This window comes from Corynebacterium sp. UMB10321 (assembly GCF_030228725.1).
GTDB classification, from domain to species: domain Bacteria; phylum Actinomycetota; class Actinomycetes; order Mycobacteriales; family Mycobacteriaceae; genus Corynebacterium; species Corynebacterium pseudogenitalium.
Window position 1 is genome coordinate 1 of the sequence record NZ_JASOZC010000007.1, and the last position, 15,788, is coordinate 15,788.

General features: G+C 60.9%; 15 protein-coding genes and 2 pseudogenes. 8 read left to right on the forward strand and 9 right to left on the reverse strand.

All coding sequences use genetic code 11. The features are described from left to right. Window positions 1-163: 163 nt before the first annotated feature. From QP752_RS07575 to glpX, 3 genes are all read right to left on the reverse strand, one after another. On the reverse strand, window positions 164-679 hold the full coding sequence (locus QP752_RS07575) for a hypothetical protein (RefSeq protein WP_141742272.1): 516 nt from the start codon (window positions 677-679) through the stop codon (window positions 164-166). 61 nt (window positions 680-740) lie between these two features. After that, entirely contained in the window at window positions 741-2,141 is a 1,401-nt protein-coding gene (locus tag QP752_RS07580; protein WP_070479330.1) for a class II fumarate hydratase, read from the reverse strand. 46 nt (window positions 2,142-2,187) lie between these two features. Then, on the reverse strand, window positions 2,188-3,201 hold the full coding sequence (glpX, locus tag QP752_RS07585; RefSeq protein ID WP_070479332.1) for a class II fructose-bisphosphatase: 1,014 nt from the start codon (window positions 3,199-3,201) through the stop codon (window positions 2,188-2,190). A gap of 260 nt (window positions 3,202-3,461) precedes the next feature. Here glpX and QP752_RS07590 point away from each other — a divergent pair, with 260 nt between their 5' ends. Then, window positions 3,462-4,034, forward strand: a complete 573-nt coding sequence (locus QP752_RS07590; RefSeq protein WP_070362752.1) for a DUF4245 domain-containing protein — start codon at window positions 3,462-3,464, stop codon at window positions 4,032-4,034. Window positions 4,035-4,050: 16 nt separating this feature from the next. Here the strand turns inward: QP752_RS07590 and QP752_RS07595 are convergent, their stop codons facing one another. Then, the gene (locus QP752_RS07595; RefSeq protein ID WP_070362751.1) at window positions 4,051-4,323 is read right to left on the reverse strand and encodes an exodeoxyribonuclease VII small subunit; all 273 of its coding nucleotides are present in this window, start codon (window positions 4,321-4,323) and stop codon (window positions 4,051-4,053) included. 46 nt (window positions 4,324-4,369) lie between these two features. After that, window positions 4,370-5,632, reverse strand: coding sequence for an exodeoxyribonuclease VII large subunit (xseA, locus tag QP752_RS07600; RefSeq protein ID WP_284805172.1), 1,263 nt, complete (start codon window positions 5,630-5,632; stop codon window positions 4,370-4,372). Between the two features lie 112 nt (window positions 5,633-5,744). Here xseA and QP752_RS07605 point away from each other — a divergent pair, with 112 nt between their 5' ends. Beyond that, window positions 5,745-6,704 (forward strand): 4-hydroxy-3-methylbut-2-enyl diphosphate reductase, encoded by a 960-nt coding sequence (locus tag QP752_RS07605; RefSeq protein WP_252931094.1) that lies wholly within the window; start codon window positions 5,745-5,747, stop codon window positions 6,702-6,704. Between the two features lie 18 nt (window positions 6,705-6,722). Here the strand turns inward: QP752_RS07605 and QP752_RS07610 are convergent, their stop codons facing one another. From QP752_RS07610 to QP752_RS07620, 3 genes are read right to left on the reverse strand one after another with little or no spacing between them, the layout of a single operon-like run. Beyond that, window positions 6,723-7,382 (reverse strand): DUF6542 domain-containing protein, encoded by a 660-nt coding sequence (locus QP752_RS07610; protein WP_252931093.1) that lies wholly within the window; start codon window positions 7,380-7,382, stop codon window positions 6,723-6,725. A 57-nt stretch (window positions 7,383-7,439) separates the two neighbouring features. After that, entirely contained in the window at window positions 7,440-8,492 is a 1,053-nt protein-coding gene (locus QP752_RS07615) for a DNA recombination protein RmuC (protein ID WP_256006407.1), read from the reverse strand. A gap of 32 nt (window positions 8,493-8,524) precedes the next feature. After that, window positions 8,525-9,874: an AI-2E family transporter gene (locus QP752_RS07620; RefSeq protein WP_284805174.1), complete on the reverse strand. Its 1,350-nt coding sequence runs from the start codon at window positions 9,872-9,874 to the stop codon at window positions 8,525-8,527. Window positions 9,875-9,975: 101 nt separating this feature from the next. On the opposite strand from QP752_RS07620, the gene ychF reads away from it, so the two are divergent. The 4 genes and pseudogenes from ychF (at window position 9,976) to QP752_RS07635 (ending at window position 11,835) form a co-directional block, all read left to right on the forward strand. Continuing rightward, the gene (gene ychF, locus QP752_RS07625) at window positions 9,976-11,064 is read left to right on the forward strand and encodes a redox-regulated ATPase YchF (protein ID WP_070976202.1); all 1,089 of its coding nucleotides are present in this window, start codon (window positions 9,976-9,978) and stop codon (window positions 11,062-11,064) included. Between the two features lie 20 nt (window positions 11,065-11,084). Next, complete coding sequence (locus QP752_RS11380; RefSeq protein ID WP_257000612.1) at window positions 11,085-11,225, forward strand: recombinase family protein; 141 nt, start codon at window positions 11,085-11,087, stop codon at window positions 11,223-11,225. A gap of 99 nt (window positions 11,226-11,324) precedes the next feature. Continuing rightward, a pseudogene (locus QP752_RS11385) lies at window positions 11,325-11,483 on the forward strand (recombinase family protein); the annotation flags it as partial. A 181-nt stretch (window positions 11,484-11,664) separates the two neighbouring features. Further along, window positions 11,665-11,835, forward strand: a complete 171-nt coding sequence (locus QP752_RS07635; RefSeq protein WP_218079174.1) for a hypothetical protein — start codon at window positions 11,665-11,667, stop codon at window positions 11,833-11,835. A gap of 55 nt (window positions 11,836-11,890) precedes the next feature. On the opposite strand, the pseudogene QP752_RS07640 reads toward QP752_RS07635, so the two are convergent. Next, window positions 11,891-12,169: pseudogene (locus tag QP752_RS07640) on the reverse strand (anti-sigma factor); the annotation flags it as partial. 562 nt (window positions 12,170-12,731) lie between these two features. Here QP752_RS07640 and QP752_RS07645 point away from each other — a divergent pair. Continuing rightward, window positions 12,732-13,403: an ECF transporter S component gene (locus QP752_RS07645; protein WP_141738245.1), complete on the forward strand. Its 672-nt coding sequence runs from the start codon at window positions 12,732-12,734 to the stop codon at window positions 13,401-13,403. Between the two features lie 107 nt (window positions 13,404-13,510). Next, window positions 13,511-15,757, forward strand: coding sequence for an ATP-binding cassette domain-containing protein (locus QP752_RS07650; RefSeq protein ID WP_284805177.1), 2,247 nt, complete (start codon window positions 13,511-13,513; stop codon window positions 15,755-15,757). The last annotated feature ends 31 nt before the right edge of the window (window positions 15,758-15,788 follow it).

Consider the following 15,788-nt stretch of genomic DNA (forward strand, 5'->3'; position numbering starts at 1 on the left):
TCGACTGTGACATTGTCATAGCCGTCGCGTGCCACAAGCGATGCAGCTGTATCGAAGATTCGCTGCCGTGTTTCGCGGCGCTTTCGCTGCCGGAGACCTTCTGACTGATCGGGAAAATTCACGGAGTGCAATCTTACACTCCGTGCAAAAATATCAAAGAAACCTATTCAACCAGGAGCGATAGTGAGCCTTCCACGTTTGGAGAGCTATCACCGCGGCGCTCGAAAAACTGTGCCTCAACGATTCCCGGCTCCGGGCTGGAGAAGCTCCAGAAACCATCATCAGTAGTTGGAGGGCACTGTTTCGTCAGAGCGGAAGCACTGCCATCATGCGCGATAAGCGCCACGCAACCGCTCAGAGGATAGCTGACCATCCCTTGTCCTTCATGGAGGGAGAACACCGCCGGCCACGCCGCTACGGCAGCATCAGGGCTGTGCGATTGGAGGGTGCCTTGGAATGTTCCAGAGGGGGCGTCGTCACGCACTTGCGGAGCTTCAGGAAACGCAGTCACCGTCACAACTGTAGGCACCCCGTTAGGCTCCGGCTTTGGCTGAGCGGACCAGTACGCTGCGGCGAGCGCTATCCCGATAAGCGAGACCACCAGAGCTAAGACACCGCCAATAACCCATGGCTTATTTGAGCCCCCAGCTGTACGAAGCTGCGAAAAAGAATCAGACATAAAAATCATCCCTGGTCGTGCTCATGAACATGGGCAGTAGCAGGGATGATTGTAGCGAAGACTAGTTGCGTTCGGTATGAGCCATCGACAGGACGTTCAAACGCTTGTCGAGCTCCTCCTCAGTCAACGTTTCGCCGTCCACGAAGCCGAGGTCAATCACAGCCTGGCGGATCGTGATGCCCTCCTTCACCGCATGCTTTGCCACTTTCGCAGCGTTCTCGTAGCCGATTGCACTGTTCAGAGGGGTGACGATTGATGGTGAAGACTCCGCGAGCTGCTTCATGCGGGCCTCGTTCGCCTCGATACCGTCAACCAAGCGGGTAGCGAACTGTCGAGAGACGTTCGCCAGCAGGCGAGCGGACTCCAGCACGTTGCGCGCCATCATCGGGATGAACACGTTGAGCTCGAACTGGCCTTGCGAGCCGCCGAATGCCACTGCGGCATCGTTGCCGATCACCTGGGCTGAGACCTGGGTTGCCGCCTCGCACAGGACAGGGTTCACCTTGCCAGGCATGATCGACGAGCCTGGCTGCAGATCTGGGAGGTGAATCTCCGCGAACCCTGCGAGTGGGCCTGAACCCATCAGACGGATGTCATTTGCAATCTTGTACAACGAGACTGCAACAGTGCGCATCGCACCGGAGAATTCCACCAGAGCGTCGCGTGCGGCCTGGGCCTCGAAGTGGTTCTTTGCCTCCGACAGCTGTGTCAGTCCGGTGAGCTTCACCAGCTCTGCGGTCACCTTTGCGCCAAAGTCTGCTGGGGTGTTGATGCCGGTGCCAACCGCGGTGCCGCCAATGGCGAGCTCGCCGAGGCGGCCAACAGTTGCCTCAACGCGCTCGATGCCGAGCTCGATCTGACGAGCGTAGCCGGAGAACTCCTGACCAAGCGTCAGCGGGGTCGCGTCCATCAGGTGAGTGCGGCCCGACTTCACTACCTCGTGCCATTGCTCAGCCTTCGCAGCCAGTGACTTCTGCAGCACCTGCAGGGCCGGGACCAGCACTTCGACGGCAGCTTCGGTGGCAGCAATGTGCGTTGCAGTTGGGAAGGTGTCGTTCGAGGACTGTCCCATGTTGACGTGGTCGTTCGGGTGGACTTCCACGCCGTTTGCGTGCGCGATCGAAGCAATGACCTCATTAGTGTTCATGTTCGAGGAAGTGCCAGAACCCGTCTGGAAGACGTCAATTGGGAACTGGTCGTTGTGCTTGCCGTCTGCGATTTCCTTCGCCGCAGCGATGATCGCGTCAGCCTTTTCCGCATCGAGCTTGCCCGAATCCTTGTTGACCTGCGCACACGCGGCCTTGAGGAGCCCAAGGGCGCGGATCTGCTGGTTCTCGAGGCCCCGGCCAGAGATCGGGAAGTTCTCTACAGCACGTTGAGTTTGAGCACGCCACAGTGCATCAACAGGTACCTTGACCTCACCCATGGTGTCGTGCTCGATACGGTACTGCTTATCGGCCATTCAATCTTTCCTTTACTTGATACTTACAGAAAATCGACGCTTTGAATTACTTGATCGGGCCGGAGTAATCGATCACCGAGTACTCCTGAAGCTTCGGCAGCTGGTGGAGGGACTCCACGTAGCGGACGGTGCCAGACTTCGAGCGCATTACCAACGAACGGGTGGTAGCGCCATTCTTACGGTAGGAGACGCCGCGCAGCATGTCGCCGTTGGTGACACCGGTAGCCGCGAAGTAGCAGTTATCGGAGGCCACCAAGTCGTCGAGGCCAAGCACACGGTCGAGATCGTGGCCCGCTGCCAGCACGCGTTCGCGCTCTTCATCGGACTGCGGTGCGAGCTGGCCCTGGATCTCACCACCAAGGCACTTCAATGCACACGCCGTGATAACCCCCTCCGGTGTGCCACCGATGCCCATCGCCATGTCAATGGAGTTGGTGTTCTGGGCAGCAGCGATGGCACCAGCAACGTCTCCGTCCATAATGAAACGTACCTTGGCACCAGCCTTGCGAATCTCCTCAACCAGCTTGTTGTGACGTGGGCGGTCGAGTACCACCACAGTCACGTTACCAACGCCGACTCCCTTGGCTTCTGCCACTGCCTTAATGTTGAACTCGACGGACTTCGTAATATCGATGACCCCGACAGCCTCAGGGCCGACTGCAATCTTGTTCATGTAGAACGCGTCCTGCGGGTTGAACATGGAACCACGGTCGGCAGCCGCGATAACCGAAATAGCATTCGGGCGACCTTCCGCCATCAGGCGCGTGCCGTCGACTGGGTCAACCGCCAGATCAACCTGTGCGCCAAAACCGTTGCCGACACTTTCGCCGTTAAACAACATCGGCGCCTCGTCCTTCTCGCCCTCGCCAATGACGATGACGCCGTCCATCGTGACGGAGTTGATCATCTTGCGCATGGCGTCGACTGCGGCGCCGTCACCTTCATTTTTCATCCCGCGACCTACCCAGCGGCCAGAGGCAAGCGCAGCAGCCTCGGTAACGCGCACGAGCTCCATTGCAAGGTTACGGTCAGGGAAGTTTTCAGAAGTTTGTTCAGACATGAAACAGTGCCCTCCTGCGGCAAACTAGTTTTAGTTGTGACAACATCGACATCATGCCGCGTTGCAAAGCCATACCACTGCGGTCTGGCACACCTCTATCATGGCACTTTTGCCAGACATGAACCGTCGTTTCTACACCTAAAATAGGGCAATGCTGCGAATAGTGGTGTCTGAACTGGGGACTTCCTGCGTAAAAAGCCAACGCGCGGGGGTAAAAGACAAATTCGGGGGTATCAGGAATCCATGTCATACTGGAGCGCGTGGCTCAAGAAAACAAACCTCGCATTTTCCAAGACGGCAGAGACATGCTCATCAACGTCATCTTGATCGTGGTCGTCATGATCATTGCCGTTGGTGCGACCGGGCTGTGCACGTTCAATCCCGGTAAGCCCGAAAATGGGCCTGTGCAAGAAGTCGATGCGAAGACGTTCCTTGGCCTTGAGGCTCGCGGAGTCGATTTTCCGGTGCGCTACCCTCAAATGCCAACAGGTTGGGTGACGAACTCCGCGCGGCGAAGCATGATCGCTCAGCAGCCAGCTCCAGTCGTAGGGTGGGTCACGCCCGATGGTGGCTTCATCCAGCTGACGCAAACGGGTGCGGACAGCAAAACGGTCCAGTCCGAGGTCGACGGAAAGCAGCGCACGCTTGACCGCCAGGACACGATCGATGGCCACAGCATTGAGATATTCAAGGGTACCGAGGCGAAAACTCGCCCACTGTGGGTTATCGATGCTGGCGACGCACGATTCGCCGTCACAGGTGCCGGAACAGACGCCGAGTTTGAGGAACTGATACGTACTGCGCTCGCGACCGAGCCGCTGTCAGCGCAGTAGACGCCGTGGCAGCAGGCTATTCCGACTGTGGTGTTTGCTCAGTCGCGTCGCGCTGCTGAATAGCGGCCTCGACACGTTTTGATGCTCCCTCGAGTAGCTGCTCGCAGCGCTTCGCGAGCCCCTCGCCGTACTCCCAATACTTCAGTGATTCGTCAAGGCTCATTTGCCCGAGCTCGAGGACCCTCACTGTTTCTACGAGTTGCTGCCTAGCTTGCTCGAACGAAAGCGTTGCGGGGTCGGGGAATGCGGCGTCGGTGGGTTGGCCATTGCCATACGTGTTTTCGGACATGGATTGTCTCCTTGATGCTAGATGCTAGTGAAATTGCTGTGTGGATTTAATCGGCGGGGGTGGTCCCCATTGCTGCTGCGGTGATGGAACCGTCCGCGACGCGGATGCGCAGCTGCGATCCGGGTGGTGATTGTTCGATGCTGGTGACAACCTCAGGATCGGAATGGTCGCGGGGGAGGACTTGTACTACGGAATATCCGCGCGCGAGAGTTGCTGCTGGCCCTAACGCCGAAACTTGTGAGCGGAGCGCAGCGACCTGCTGCGTTTCTCGTGCCAACAGGTGGCTGATCTCTCGTCGCATCGAAGCAACCTGCTGTGAGACCTCTTCGCTTCGACGCTCAATTGCCAGTAACGGGTTCTGCATCACCGGACGCGAGCGCCAGTACTGGATCTCTTCCGATTTGGTGGAAACCCAGGTACGCAGCGCCTGCGCGCTGCGTACGCGCGCCTCAGACAGAAATGCAAGCTCCTGGGTGGCATCGATGACGACGCGTTTAGCGGCGTCGGTTGGAGTGGCCGCGCGTAAGTCAGCGACGTTGTCGAGCACCGGGCTATCCGGCTCGTGGCCAATGGCAGATACCACCGGCGTCCCCGCCGCAGCTACGGCGCGTTGCAGTGCCTCCTCAGAAAACGGCAGGAGATCCTCGACCGAGCCACCGCCGCGGGCAATGATGATGACCTCAACATTGGGGGCCGCGTCAAGCGTCTGCAGGGCCTGAATGACCTCAGGCACCGCGTTCGGTCCCTGTACCGCGGTGTTGATCACGCGGAATTGGACCGCGGGCCAACGGCTCTGCGCCACGGAAAGCACGTCGCGCTCGGCGGCTGAGCCGCGACCAGTAATGAGGCCAATCGTGTTCGGGAGCAGGGGAATCGGCCGTTTGCGGGCGCGGTCAAAGAGACCCTCACTTGCAAGCTGTTTCCGAAGCTGCTCAATCTTCGCGAGCAATTCACCGATACCGACGTGGCGAATCTGCGTCGTCCACATCGAAAAGGAGCCGCGGCCCTCGTAGAAGGCCGGCTTGCCGTAGATGACGACGCGGTCACCGTCCTTTGGTGGCGTCGGCAAGCTCCTTAAGTAGTCCGAGGAAACCGTAAGCTGCACGCTCGTTTCCTGCTGTGTATCGCGGAGCGTGAGATAGGAGAATTTCCAGCTCGGCTTGTAGTTCACCTGCGTGAGCTGGCCTTCGACCCACAAGTGGCCCAGACGGTTAATCCACCCCTTGACCGACTTATTCAACTTTGCCACTGGCCATGGCTGCTCAGGGCTACTTGGTGAGGCTGAACGCTCACCTTGTGCTTGTGTCAACACCGCTCCTTTCCCAGCGTGTCGATGGAATACGCTGTCATTGTTTCATAGATAGATCACCACAAGAATGTGTACCTACTGTTTTAGACGTTGATTCGGTAGGGTCGGTTCCATGACAAATCAGGGTAAAAAAGTTCTTCTGGCAGCACCTCGCGGTTACTGCGCAGGTGTGGATCGTGCAGTTGTCACTGTAGAAAAGGCGCTGGAAAAATACGGAGCCCCAATTTATGTGCGAAAAGAGATCGTCCACAACAAGTACGTAGTGGAAACACTAGAGAAGCGCGGCGTCATATTCGTTGACGAAACCGACGAGGTCCCCGAAGGCTCGCACCTTGTTTTTTCCGCGCACGGAGTTTCCCCCGCGGTCCGCGAAGCAGCGGACGGGCGCAACTTGCTGGCGCTCGACGCCTCGTGCCCGCTCGTGACCAAGGTGCACAACGAGGTGAAGCGGTTTGCCAAGCACGGATACCAGATCTTGCTTGTCGGCCACGAGGGCCACGAGGAAGTCGAAGGTACCGCAGGTGAGGCCCCGGAGGTCACCCACCTCGTTGACGGGGTCGAGGGTGTCGACGCCCTTCCCGACTTCCCAGAGGGGACGAAGCTAGTGTGGCTATCCCAGACCACCCTGTCTGTTGATGAAACGATGCTGATCGTTGAAAAGCTGCGCGAGCGCTACCCAGATCTAGAAAACCCGCCTAGCGACGACATCTGCTACGCAACGCAAAACCGTCAGGTAGCAGTGAAGAAGATCGCACCGCAGACGGAACTCGTTATTGTGGTCGGCTCGCAAAATTCTTCCAATTCGAAGCGCCTGGTGGAAGTAGCGCTCGACGCTGGTGCCAACAACGCATACCTCATCGACTACGCCCACCAAGTACAAGACGAATGGTTCGAGGGCGTCAACACCGTTGGCGTAACATCGGGAGCTTCGGTGCCGGAAATTCTGGTTCAGGAGCTGCTCGCGGAGCTGGCGAAGCGCGGTTACACCGATGTAGAGGAAGTCACCACTACGGTAGAGACGATCACGTTCGCGCTGCCGCGGGATCTGCGTCAGCCGCGCCGTAGCAGCTAGTGCTCGTCTAGCCTTCGCCTAGCGATCTTCGTTTTTGTACAGGTCCTCGCCAAGGCGAGAGGCAACTCGCCGGGCCCGCTCCCCACGGGGGCGGGCCTGACTGCGTTCTGCCTTCGTTCGCTTCAACAGCTCATCGACCGTGATGCCACCCTGGCTGCGCTCACGGGCCCGACGGCCCTCGCTATTGGTCCTGCGGTTCGACTGGCTCATGCGGCGGCGCTGCGCTCGCTCCCGGCGCAGGACTTCATCGTTATGGCGTTGGATCAGCCAGTAGCGCACGATGGCGATCACCAGGGCACCAGCAGTCACCGTGAAGAGAATAGGGAAGTGCTCGATTACTGGGTAGAGCACCATAAGGATAGCGGTTTTCCCGCCTGCACCAGCTGCCCCAAGCTGATTGCGTGCTGAAATCAGTCCAAATCCAAGCAGCGCAATGACGAACAAAAGCGGGGTAGCCGCGACGGTAAGGAACAAACCCCGCGGGTCTACCAGCGTTGTCACGGCGATGACCGCGACGCTGAACAGTACGAGCAGAGGCCATCCGATGTATCCCGCCGACGTTGCGATGACGACGCCGGTCAGCAGCGCAGCAAAGATAATGCCGATGCTGGAAACGGTAGGCAAACCGTGGAAGGTGGCGGTACCAGGGCGCGGGGATCGGAGAGAGTTTTGAGACACGCTGGGCATTCTACCCGGCCTACCCCCGAGTCTTGCCAGTTTGACCCGCTCCAGGGGCTAACAATTCGACGAATCTGAGTCGCGGAGTCTCGGTCGCGCATCGATAGGGTGAAACTCCGGCGCACTCGACGAGTGCCCAGCTGCACCTAGTTCCTCGAGCTTACGAGCGGTGACCATCACCCGACTGTCGAGCGACGCCAGTGTTGCGTTGTACGACTCGACCGCCTTCTCAAGACTGCTCCCGACGCGGTTGTAGTGCTCTGTCAGCGTGCCGAGACGCCGGTACAGCTCTTCGCCAAGACGCTGGATGGTCTGCGCCTCCCGATTCATGGAATCTTGCCTCCACCCAAGTTCAACCGTGCGCAGCAGTGCGAACAGCGTCGTGGGGGTCGCGATGACGACGTTGCGGGCAAAAGCGTAGTCGAGCAGCTCCGGGTCGATAGCGAGACCGGCGTCCAAGAATGGGTCTGCTGGGACAAACATCACGACGAATTCCGGGCTGGGCTGAAATGCCTTTATGTATGACTTTGAGGACAGCGTATCGACGTGGCTTCGCAGCAGGTGCGCGTGTCTACGCAGGTAGCCTTGCTTTTCTTCCGGGTCTTCCGTGTTGAGCGCATCGAGGTATGAAGAAAACGGAACCTTGGCGTCGACGATGATGTTTCGATCCTGGGTGAGCCGGATAACCATGTCCGGGCGTAGCGAGGCGCCGTCGAAACGCATGTACGCCTGAGCGTCAAAGTCGACGTGCTCTACCATCCCACCCAGCTCTACCACGCGCTGCAGCTGCACTTCGCCCCATCTGCCTCGGACCTGCGGTGAGCGCAGTGCAGTGATGAGCTGATCAGTCCGGTCCCCGAGCCTGGATGAGGTGCGCGCAATTGCTTGTACTTGGCCTGCCAAGGCAGACTGCGCTACTGCTTGCTCTTTATCGATGTCTTCGAGACGAACCTGTAGGTCACGAAGTGCCTGTGCCAGCGGGCGTAGATCAGTAGGCGGGTGCTGTTGGGGGTTGGTACGCTGCATCCAAAACGCGCCGCCAAAAAAGCCCAGGATGGCCCCAACGAGGAGGCCCGTAAAGATCAATAGCAGTGCGGTCGATGCGTCCATGTGCATTAGTAGAGCACATGAGCGGGACAAAACTAGGCGTTAGGACGCAGTCGATCGAACATATGTTTTAACTTGTCGGGCTTGTATCGCGGACGGAAACGGTGATCGGATTGATCAAGATCCTCCTCCGCGGACTCTCCCTGTGCAGCCTCCGAGGGGACAGTGGCTGCCCATTCATCTTCCTCGCGCAGCGCATCGCGCTTGTGTTGGCTTTCGATGCTTTCCAGCTCAGCAATCGCACGACCTTCCTCGGTGATGAAAGAAAGATCTTCCGGGTGTACTTCCCCTGAGTGGATGCGCACGATATCGAGCGCGTAGCGGTAGCAAACCGCGATCATCGCAGCTACGGGGACTGCCAAGAAGGCACCAATCAGGTTGAAGAGTCCACCACCTACGGTCACGGAGACCAGCACGATCACTGGATGCAAGTTCATTGCACGGGACTGCAGCATCGGGGAGAGCACATTGCCTTCCAGCTGTTGGACAACAATGACGATGGCAAACACAATCAACGCTTGGGTTACGCCAAGCGACACCAACGCGACCAAAATGGCAAGCGCGCCTGCCACAACCGCACCCACAATCGGGATGAACCCCGCGATGAACGTCAGCACAGCGAGCGTGAACGCCATCGGGACGCCCACGAAGTAAATGCCGAGTCCGATGAAGATGGCGTCGACAAGCGAGACAACAGCTTGGGCGCGAATAAAACCCCCAAGTGTGTTCCATGCACGGGTGAAGAGCTCAGTGAAATGAAGGCCTGCGCGGCCACCGGTAGCACTGCGAAGCCACGGCAGGAACTTGTGTCCGTCTTTGAGGAAAAAGAAAGTTAAGACGAGTACGACGAACAGTGTGACAATCAGGCCTGCGGCAGTGCCAATACCCGTGAATACACCGCCAGCGATTGCCCCGGCCTGCTTCTGGAGCCACTGCGCAATCTCGTTCACGCCCTCATCAAGATCATCGGGGTTGACATTGAGCGGTGGACCCTGCAGCCAGAGCTGCAACCGCTGCACACCTTCGAGCGCTTGCAGATAGAGCAACCTCGAGTGCGCCGCAATGTCCGGGGCAATCAACGAGACGAGAAAGCCGAGAAATCCAAAGAAGCCAAGCAACGTCAAGAGCGCCGCAAATCCAGCTGGTATGCCATGCTGGCGCAGCCAGCCCGCAACGGGCGCGAGCACAGTGCAGATGATGAGCGCAAGAACAACCGGAAGAATGCCTGCCCAAAACATCCCGATCACTTTGCCAAGCGCGGCCAAAAACACTGCGACAATGAGGACTCGCAGCGTCAACGTCGCGGCGGACTTGATCCACGCGCGGTAGACAATGCCGCGATCAATCGGATTGGCGTCGTAGTCGAGAGGTTTCTGAGTGCTCACGCGACCTATTGTGCCCCATCCGAGGGAGAAAGAAACGTAACCCGACCGCGAGCTGCAAACTTTTCGACGGCAACGCGATGGGTGGGCTAGGATTGGCCAGCGTGAGTCTTACACTTGGAATCGTCGGTTTGCCCAATGTCGGAAAGTCAACCCTTTTTAATGCGTTGACGCGGAATGATGTGCTCGCTGCGAACTACCCGTTCGCAACCATCGAGCCGAACGTGGGGTTGGTTGAACTGCCAGACCCGCGCCTGAAGCGCTTAGCTGAGATCTTTGAATCCGAACGCATCCTGCCCGCGACGGTGTCGTTCGTTGACATCGCTGGCATCGTCAAGGGGGCGTCCGAGGGCGAAGGTATGGGCAACGCCTTCCTTGCCAACATTCGTGAAGCAGACGCCATTTGCCAAGTCGTTCGCGCCTTCGCTGACGACAATGTCATTCACGTCGACGGGAAAGTCGACCCCGCATCTGACATCGCAGTCATTAACACCGAGCTGATCCTGGCTGACCTGCAGACGATCGAGAAAGCGTTGCCGCGCCTGGAGAAGGAAGGCCGCAAGAGCAAGGACGTGGCAGCAGAGGCCGAGGAGGCCAAGAAGGCGCAGGCGGTGCTTGAAGACGACCGCACCCTTTTCGCCGCCGCAAAGGCAGGAGACATCGACCTCGATTTGCTCCACCACCTGCACCTCATGACGGCGAAACCATTCCTCTACGTATTCAACTCCGACGAAGCCGTGCTCACCGACGAAGGCCGGAAACAAGAGCTGCGAGAACTTGTCGCACCGGCAGAGGCAGTCTTCCTGGACGCGCAAACAGAGACCGAGCTGCTCGAACTAGACGAAGAGGACGCGTCGGAGCTCCTCGCCTCCGTTGGACAGGACGAACCTGGACTGGAAACGCTCGCAAAGGCAGGCTTCGCAACCCTCGGCTTGCAGACCTACCTTACTGCTGGGCCAAAGGAGGCCCGCGCATGGACGATCCACCAGGGCGATACCGCACCGAAGGCTGCCGGCGTCATCCACACCGACTTTGAGAAAGGCTTCATCAAGGCCGAAATCGTCAGCTTCGAAGACCTCGACAAGTTTGGGTCCATGGCCGAAGCGCGCGCCAACGGCAAGGTGCGTCAAGAAGGCAAGGAATACGTCATGGAAGACGGAGACGTGGTCGAGTTCAAGTTCAATGTAACTTAAGGCGCGCCAGTGTTAGTCGTATGACAACACGTGCTGCCATTTACCTTCGCATCTCGCTCGATGCTGCAATGGACGGTCTTGCCATCGAGCGTCAGCGCGAAGACTGTGAAGCCATTGCAAAGCAGCGTGGCTGGATGGTCGTGTACACCTATGTGGATTAGTCGATCTCGGCCTCTAAGAAAGACGTGGAACGTCCCGATTACGACGCGATGGTGGCTAGTCTTCAGTGAGGCGAGCTAGACGCGATTATCTGCTGGGACTTGGATCGTCTAACGCGGCAGCCCGCGCAGCTCGAAGGGTGGATCGACAGAGCGGAACAGCACGGGTTGAAGCTTTTTACCGCGAATGGTGATGCGGACCTCAGTACTGACGGAGGCCGGATGTTCGCGCGCATCAAGGCGGCCGTAGCACGCGGTGAAGTCGAGCGTAAAGGGGCTAGGCAGTCACGCGCCCAACAGCAGCGTGGAGAGCGAGGGCAGACACCGTCCTCGCCGGCTACGGCGCAACGCAGGCGATGCCAGGCCCGCTGTTCACGTTCGCGTCCTTCCTCGGTGCCAGACACCACGCGCAGGTGCGGCCCTGGCTGGAGCGAATGCCGCGGTGGTCGGCATTCTCGGTGCAGCGCTGTACACCCCGGTGTTCACCGCCGGGGTTTCCGGCGTGATCACTCTGTCCATCACCGTGGTCTGCTACGCCGCGCCCACCTCGTGGAAGGTCCCGCCCTGGGCGGTCGTCATCGGCGCGGCCCTGGTCGGCTGGATTGTGCTGTGAACTTCGCTCTCGTCCGGTGCTCGGCGCTGAAGCGCGCCAAGGGAGGGAACCGGGACTAGAGCGTCACGTTGGCCAGCACCGCACCGGTGGGTTGCGCCGCGCCGGCGGCGACTTCCTCGGTGACGAGGACTGAAGCAGTTCCACCGGGCAGCGGCATCCACACGTCGTCGTGGGGTTCTTGGCCGATGACTCCAGCCGATTCCATGGCGCCGTCATCCATGACTGCCCACACTTGTGCCCCCATGCCGTCGTCGAGAGCTGGCTGGCCGTTGACCATGGCGCCGCCCTTGCCCATGTCAGAGCTGATCACGATGTCGAGGCTCGCGCCCATCGCGTCGGCCTGACCTTGACGCGCGTCTGCCTTGGGGATCGAGGACGCAGGCGTGGTGGAAGTATTTGCCGACGTCCACGCCAATGACGAAGTCATAGGCCATGGGTGTGTTCCTCCTAGCGATGAATTAGAAGTTGGACTATTTGAGCTTCATCGCTGGGGGTGGTCGGACATACTTAGTACTGGCATCTACATTACTGTGAGACCTCATACCACCTGGGCTGGGTCAGGTTCCTATTAGCAGTTTGAGTATGTCACTGTCTTCGGCGGCATCACCCCCGGATCATTTTCAGACAGGGGCGGGAATAAGCCATACCGAAGCCAGCGACTAGTTCTACTGTCCTTTCAGACGGAGGGAACGGAAATAAACATAACCCGCCCAATCGGGTGGACAGGCTATGAATCTTCGGTGCCCTGAGGTGGAACTGCTAACAACGAAATGGGGGGGAACGGGGGCAAAGTCAATAATTCGAGTCTGGCATAAGTTGATAAGGATTGCCTAACCTAATACTGTTTCAAGTTATGGTCCCGATCGGGAATCGGCAACGGAAGCGAGGCGGCGACGATGAACAGAAAACGTGGATCGACCAGAGAACCCCTCTCCGGAGGGGGAGTCGGGGACGCGGGCCCGGACGGGACGGGCGACGGCGACGCGGTGGCGTCGCAGACGGACGACGGGCGGTTGGTACACGTCGCACCGGTCGCAGTGGGTGGCCGACCATCCACCCGCGACATGCTCGTCGCCGCCGCGATCGGCGTCGCGGGGTCTCTCATCGTCGTGCCCCTGACCTACCTGCAGGTGTTCGCCGGCATCGCCCACGTTTATCTCGTCGCGGCGACGCTCGGGTTGTGGTTCCTGCCGTGCGTCGTTCCCCTCATCGTCGTCCGCAAGCCTGGCGCGAGCCTCATCGCGTGCCTTGCCATGGGCGTCGTGTCCGCGGCGACCACCCCGTTCGGCGTCGCCGCGATCGGGGCGCTGATCATGGAAGGATTGCTCATCGAGCTTCCGTTCATGGTCACCCTGTACCGGCGGTGGACGCGTCCCCAGTTCGTGGCGTCGGCGATGTTATTCTCCGCGCTGATGGGAACGATGGCCCCGCGTGCCGTCGGCGTCGACTCGCCGACCACGCCCATGGCCCTGATCAGCTTCGCCGTAGCCTTGGCATCGAGCCTGGTGTTTTTGGTCCTGGGCTTTGCCGTCGCAAAGGGGCTCCGCAGCCGCGGGGTCACCCGATGACCGGCGGAGCGCCCGCGTGCGCCGGTGCGACACGCGGGACGGCCCCGGCCCGGTTGCGGGTCAGTGGCGCGGGAGTGCGGCACGCCGATGGGCGATGGGCACCCGACATGGTGGACCTCTCCTTCGATTTCGGCACGATCAACGCCATCACGGGACCCGTGGGATGCGGAAAGACGAGCCTGGCCCACCTCATCGCTGGACTGATACCCTCGCACATCCCCATCGACCATGCCGGATCCGTGCACATCGTCGATGCCGACGGCACCGAATGCCCCGTGGACCGGGACCGGGTCACCTTCGTCGGGCAAGACCCGGCGACGCAGGTGCTCACGCTCCGAGTCGTCGATGACGTGTCCATGGCCCTCGAGTTTTCCCTCGTGGAAGCCGGCATCGTCGCCAAGCGATCAGCCGAGGCCCTAGCGGAGCTCGGGCTGTCAGAGCTCGCAGAGAAGGATCCGTGGGCTTTGTCGGGCGGGCAACGCCAGCGGATGGCCATCGCCGGTGCGGTGGCCAGGGCGCCGGAGGTCATGATCTTCGACGAGCCCGCGGCCCACGTCGACGAGGACGGTCGCCGGTCGCTGTTCGCCGTCATCCGTGACTTGCGGGCCCCGGGGCGCGTCATCCTGCTCATCGAGCACGACCTCCGCCCGTTCGACGGGTGGGTCGACACGGTGACGATCCTCGATGCGGACGGGAGCGTCGCCGCCCACGGAGCGCCGGATAGCATCGCGGTGAAGGGCATTGCGACGACGGCCGCGACCGCCGGAACGCCGGACGCCAGTACGCAGGGCACGGGGGCACCGGACCGTCCCGGTCCGGACCGGCGGCGAAAGTCCCGGAGGGCCGGGAATGGCACCGATCCGGAATCGGAGGCGGATGCCGTTCCACTGCTGGCCTTGACCGGAACCCACGTGGCCCGAGGCGGGGAGAAGATCCTGAACGGGGCCGATCTGACACTGGAACGGGGCGAGATTCATGCCCTAGTCGGCGCCAACGGAGCCGGTAAGTCCACCTTGCTGGCGGTGCTGTCGGGCCAGATGAAGGCGGGAGCGGACCTCCGGATCGACGGCGCGTCCGCCTGGCGCGTCCCCGACGCCTTCGCGTCGTGGGCGTTCCAGAACCCCGAGCACCAGTTCACCCGCGCGACCGTCGCCGCGGAAATCGACTCCGCGCTGGCCGGCACGGACCCGCACGGGCCACTCGGCACCGATGAGCTGCGGAAACTGCGGGAAGCCCTGTTCCCCCGGGCACTTGACCCCGTCTCGCCGTTCGTCCTGTCGGGCGGACAGAAAAGACGGTTGGGCATCTTCCTGGCGGTGGCGGCCAATCGCCGTTTGCTGCTTCTCGACGAGCCGTTGGCGCACCTGGATTCGCCGAGCGCGCGCATCGTGCTGGATGCGCTGGCGGAATACGCCGGGGCCGGCGGAACCGTTGTGTTCACGTGCCACGATCGCCGTGTCGCGCGAACGTGGGCGGATCGGGCGAGCATCGTCGCCGAAGGGAAGGTCGCCTGGTCCGGTCCCGCGGCCGACGTGCCGGCTGCCCCGGAGTCGTCCCGGCGGGATCGCGCACTGCCCGCGGCCGGCGCACGGACGTCCGGGGACGAAAGCCCCTGGACCGGTGAATCCGCCGCTCGGAGGCGCGCGGGGTTGAACGCCATCACGATCGTCGCGGCGGTGATGCTCGTCCTCGTCGCCGGGCTGCTCTCCGGCGGAGACGCCGTTCTCGCGCTGACGGGGGTCGCGTTCCTCGCACTCGCTGCAATCGCGGAGCGCGACGTTCGGGCGACGGCGGGGAAGGTCCTCCTCGTCCTGTTGATCGGGGTGTTCTTCGGCCTGCTCGGGTGGCGCTCCGAGTTCTACGGCGGTGGGGATCCGGCGGAGGCCGTCCGCCACGGCATCCATCACGGACTGCTGCTGACGGCCGTGTTCGCGGGGACGGTCCTGGTCTCCGCGTGCATGCGCGTCGAGGAGCTTTTCGACGCCATGGTGCAACGCTTCCGGGTGCCCTACACATGGTGCACCATAGCGATTTCCGGGATGAGCATCGCGGCGTTCCTGCGCAGCGAAATCCCCCATCTGACATGGGCGATTAGATTGCGCTCGATGCGACCGGGGCAGTCTTTCCGCTCCGGCTTCATTCGCGCGACGACGCCCGCGCGCATCGCCTTTCCCTTGTTCGTCAGCGCCGTGCGCTGCGCCGAAAAGCTGTCCTTGACCCTGGCGATGCGCAACTTCGGCCGCCATCCGCGGCGCACCTTCCGCACCGATCACCCCTGGCGAGTGCGTGACGGATTCGCGGCCGCAGCGTCCGCCGCGGCCTTCGTCGCCGCCCTGGTGTCCGCAGTGACTTGACGGACGCCCGGAACCGGCGGGTCCCGGGCCC

Excerpts from the sequence above, each read along its gene's own strand:
- QP752_RS07575 (WP_141742272.1), bottom strand. The coding sequence starts at position 679 with ATGTCTGATTCTTTTTCGCAGCTTCGTACAGCTGGGGGCTCAAATAAG.
- QP752_RS07580 (WP_070479330.1), bottom strand. The coding sequence starts at position 2,141 with ATGGCCGATAAGCAGTACCGTATCGAGCACGACACCATGGGTGAGGTC.
- glpX (WP_070479332.1), bottom strand. The coding sequence starts at position 3,201 with ATGTCTGAACAAACTTCTGAAAACTTCCCTGACCGTAACCTTGCAATG.
- QP752_RS07595 (WP_070362751.1), bottom strand. The coding sequence starts at position 4,323 with ATGTCCGAAAACACGTATGGCAATGGCCAACCCACCGACGCCGCATTC.
- QP752_RS07605 (WP_252931094.1), top strand. The coding sequence starts at position 5,745 with ATGACAAATCAGGGTAAAAAAGTTCTTCTGGCAGCACCTCGCGGTTAC.
- QP752_RS07615 (WP_256006407.1), bottom strand. The coding sequence starts at position 8,492 with ATGGACGCATCGACCGCACTGCTATTGATCTTTACGGGCCTCCTCGTT.
- QP752_RS11380 (WP_257000612.1), top strand. The coding sequence starts at position 11,085 with ATGACAACACGTGCTGCCATTTACCTTCGCATCTCGCTCGATGCTGCA.
- QP752_RS07645 (WP_141738245.1), top strand. The coding sequence starts at position 12,732 with ATGAACAGAAAACGTGGATCGACCAGAGAACCCCTCTCCGGAGGGGGA.
- QP752_RS07650 (WP_284805177.1), top strand. The coding sequence starts at position 13,511 with ATGGTGGACCTCTCCTTCGATTTCGGCACGATCAACGCCATCACGGGA.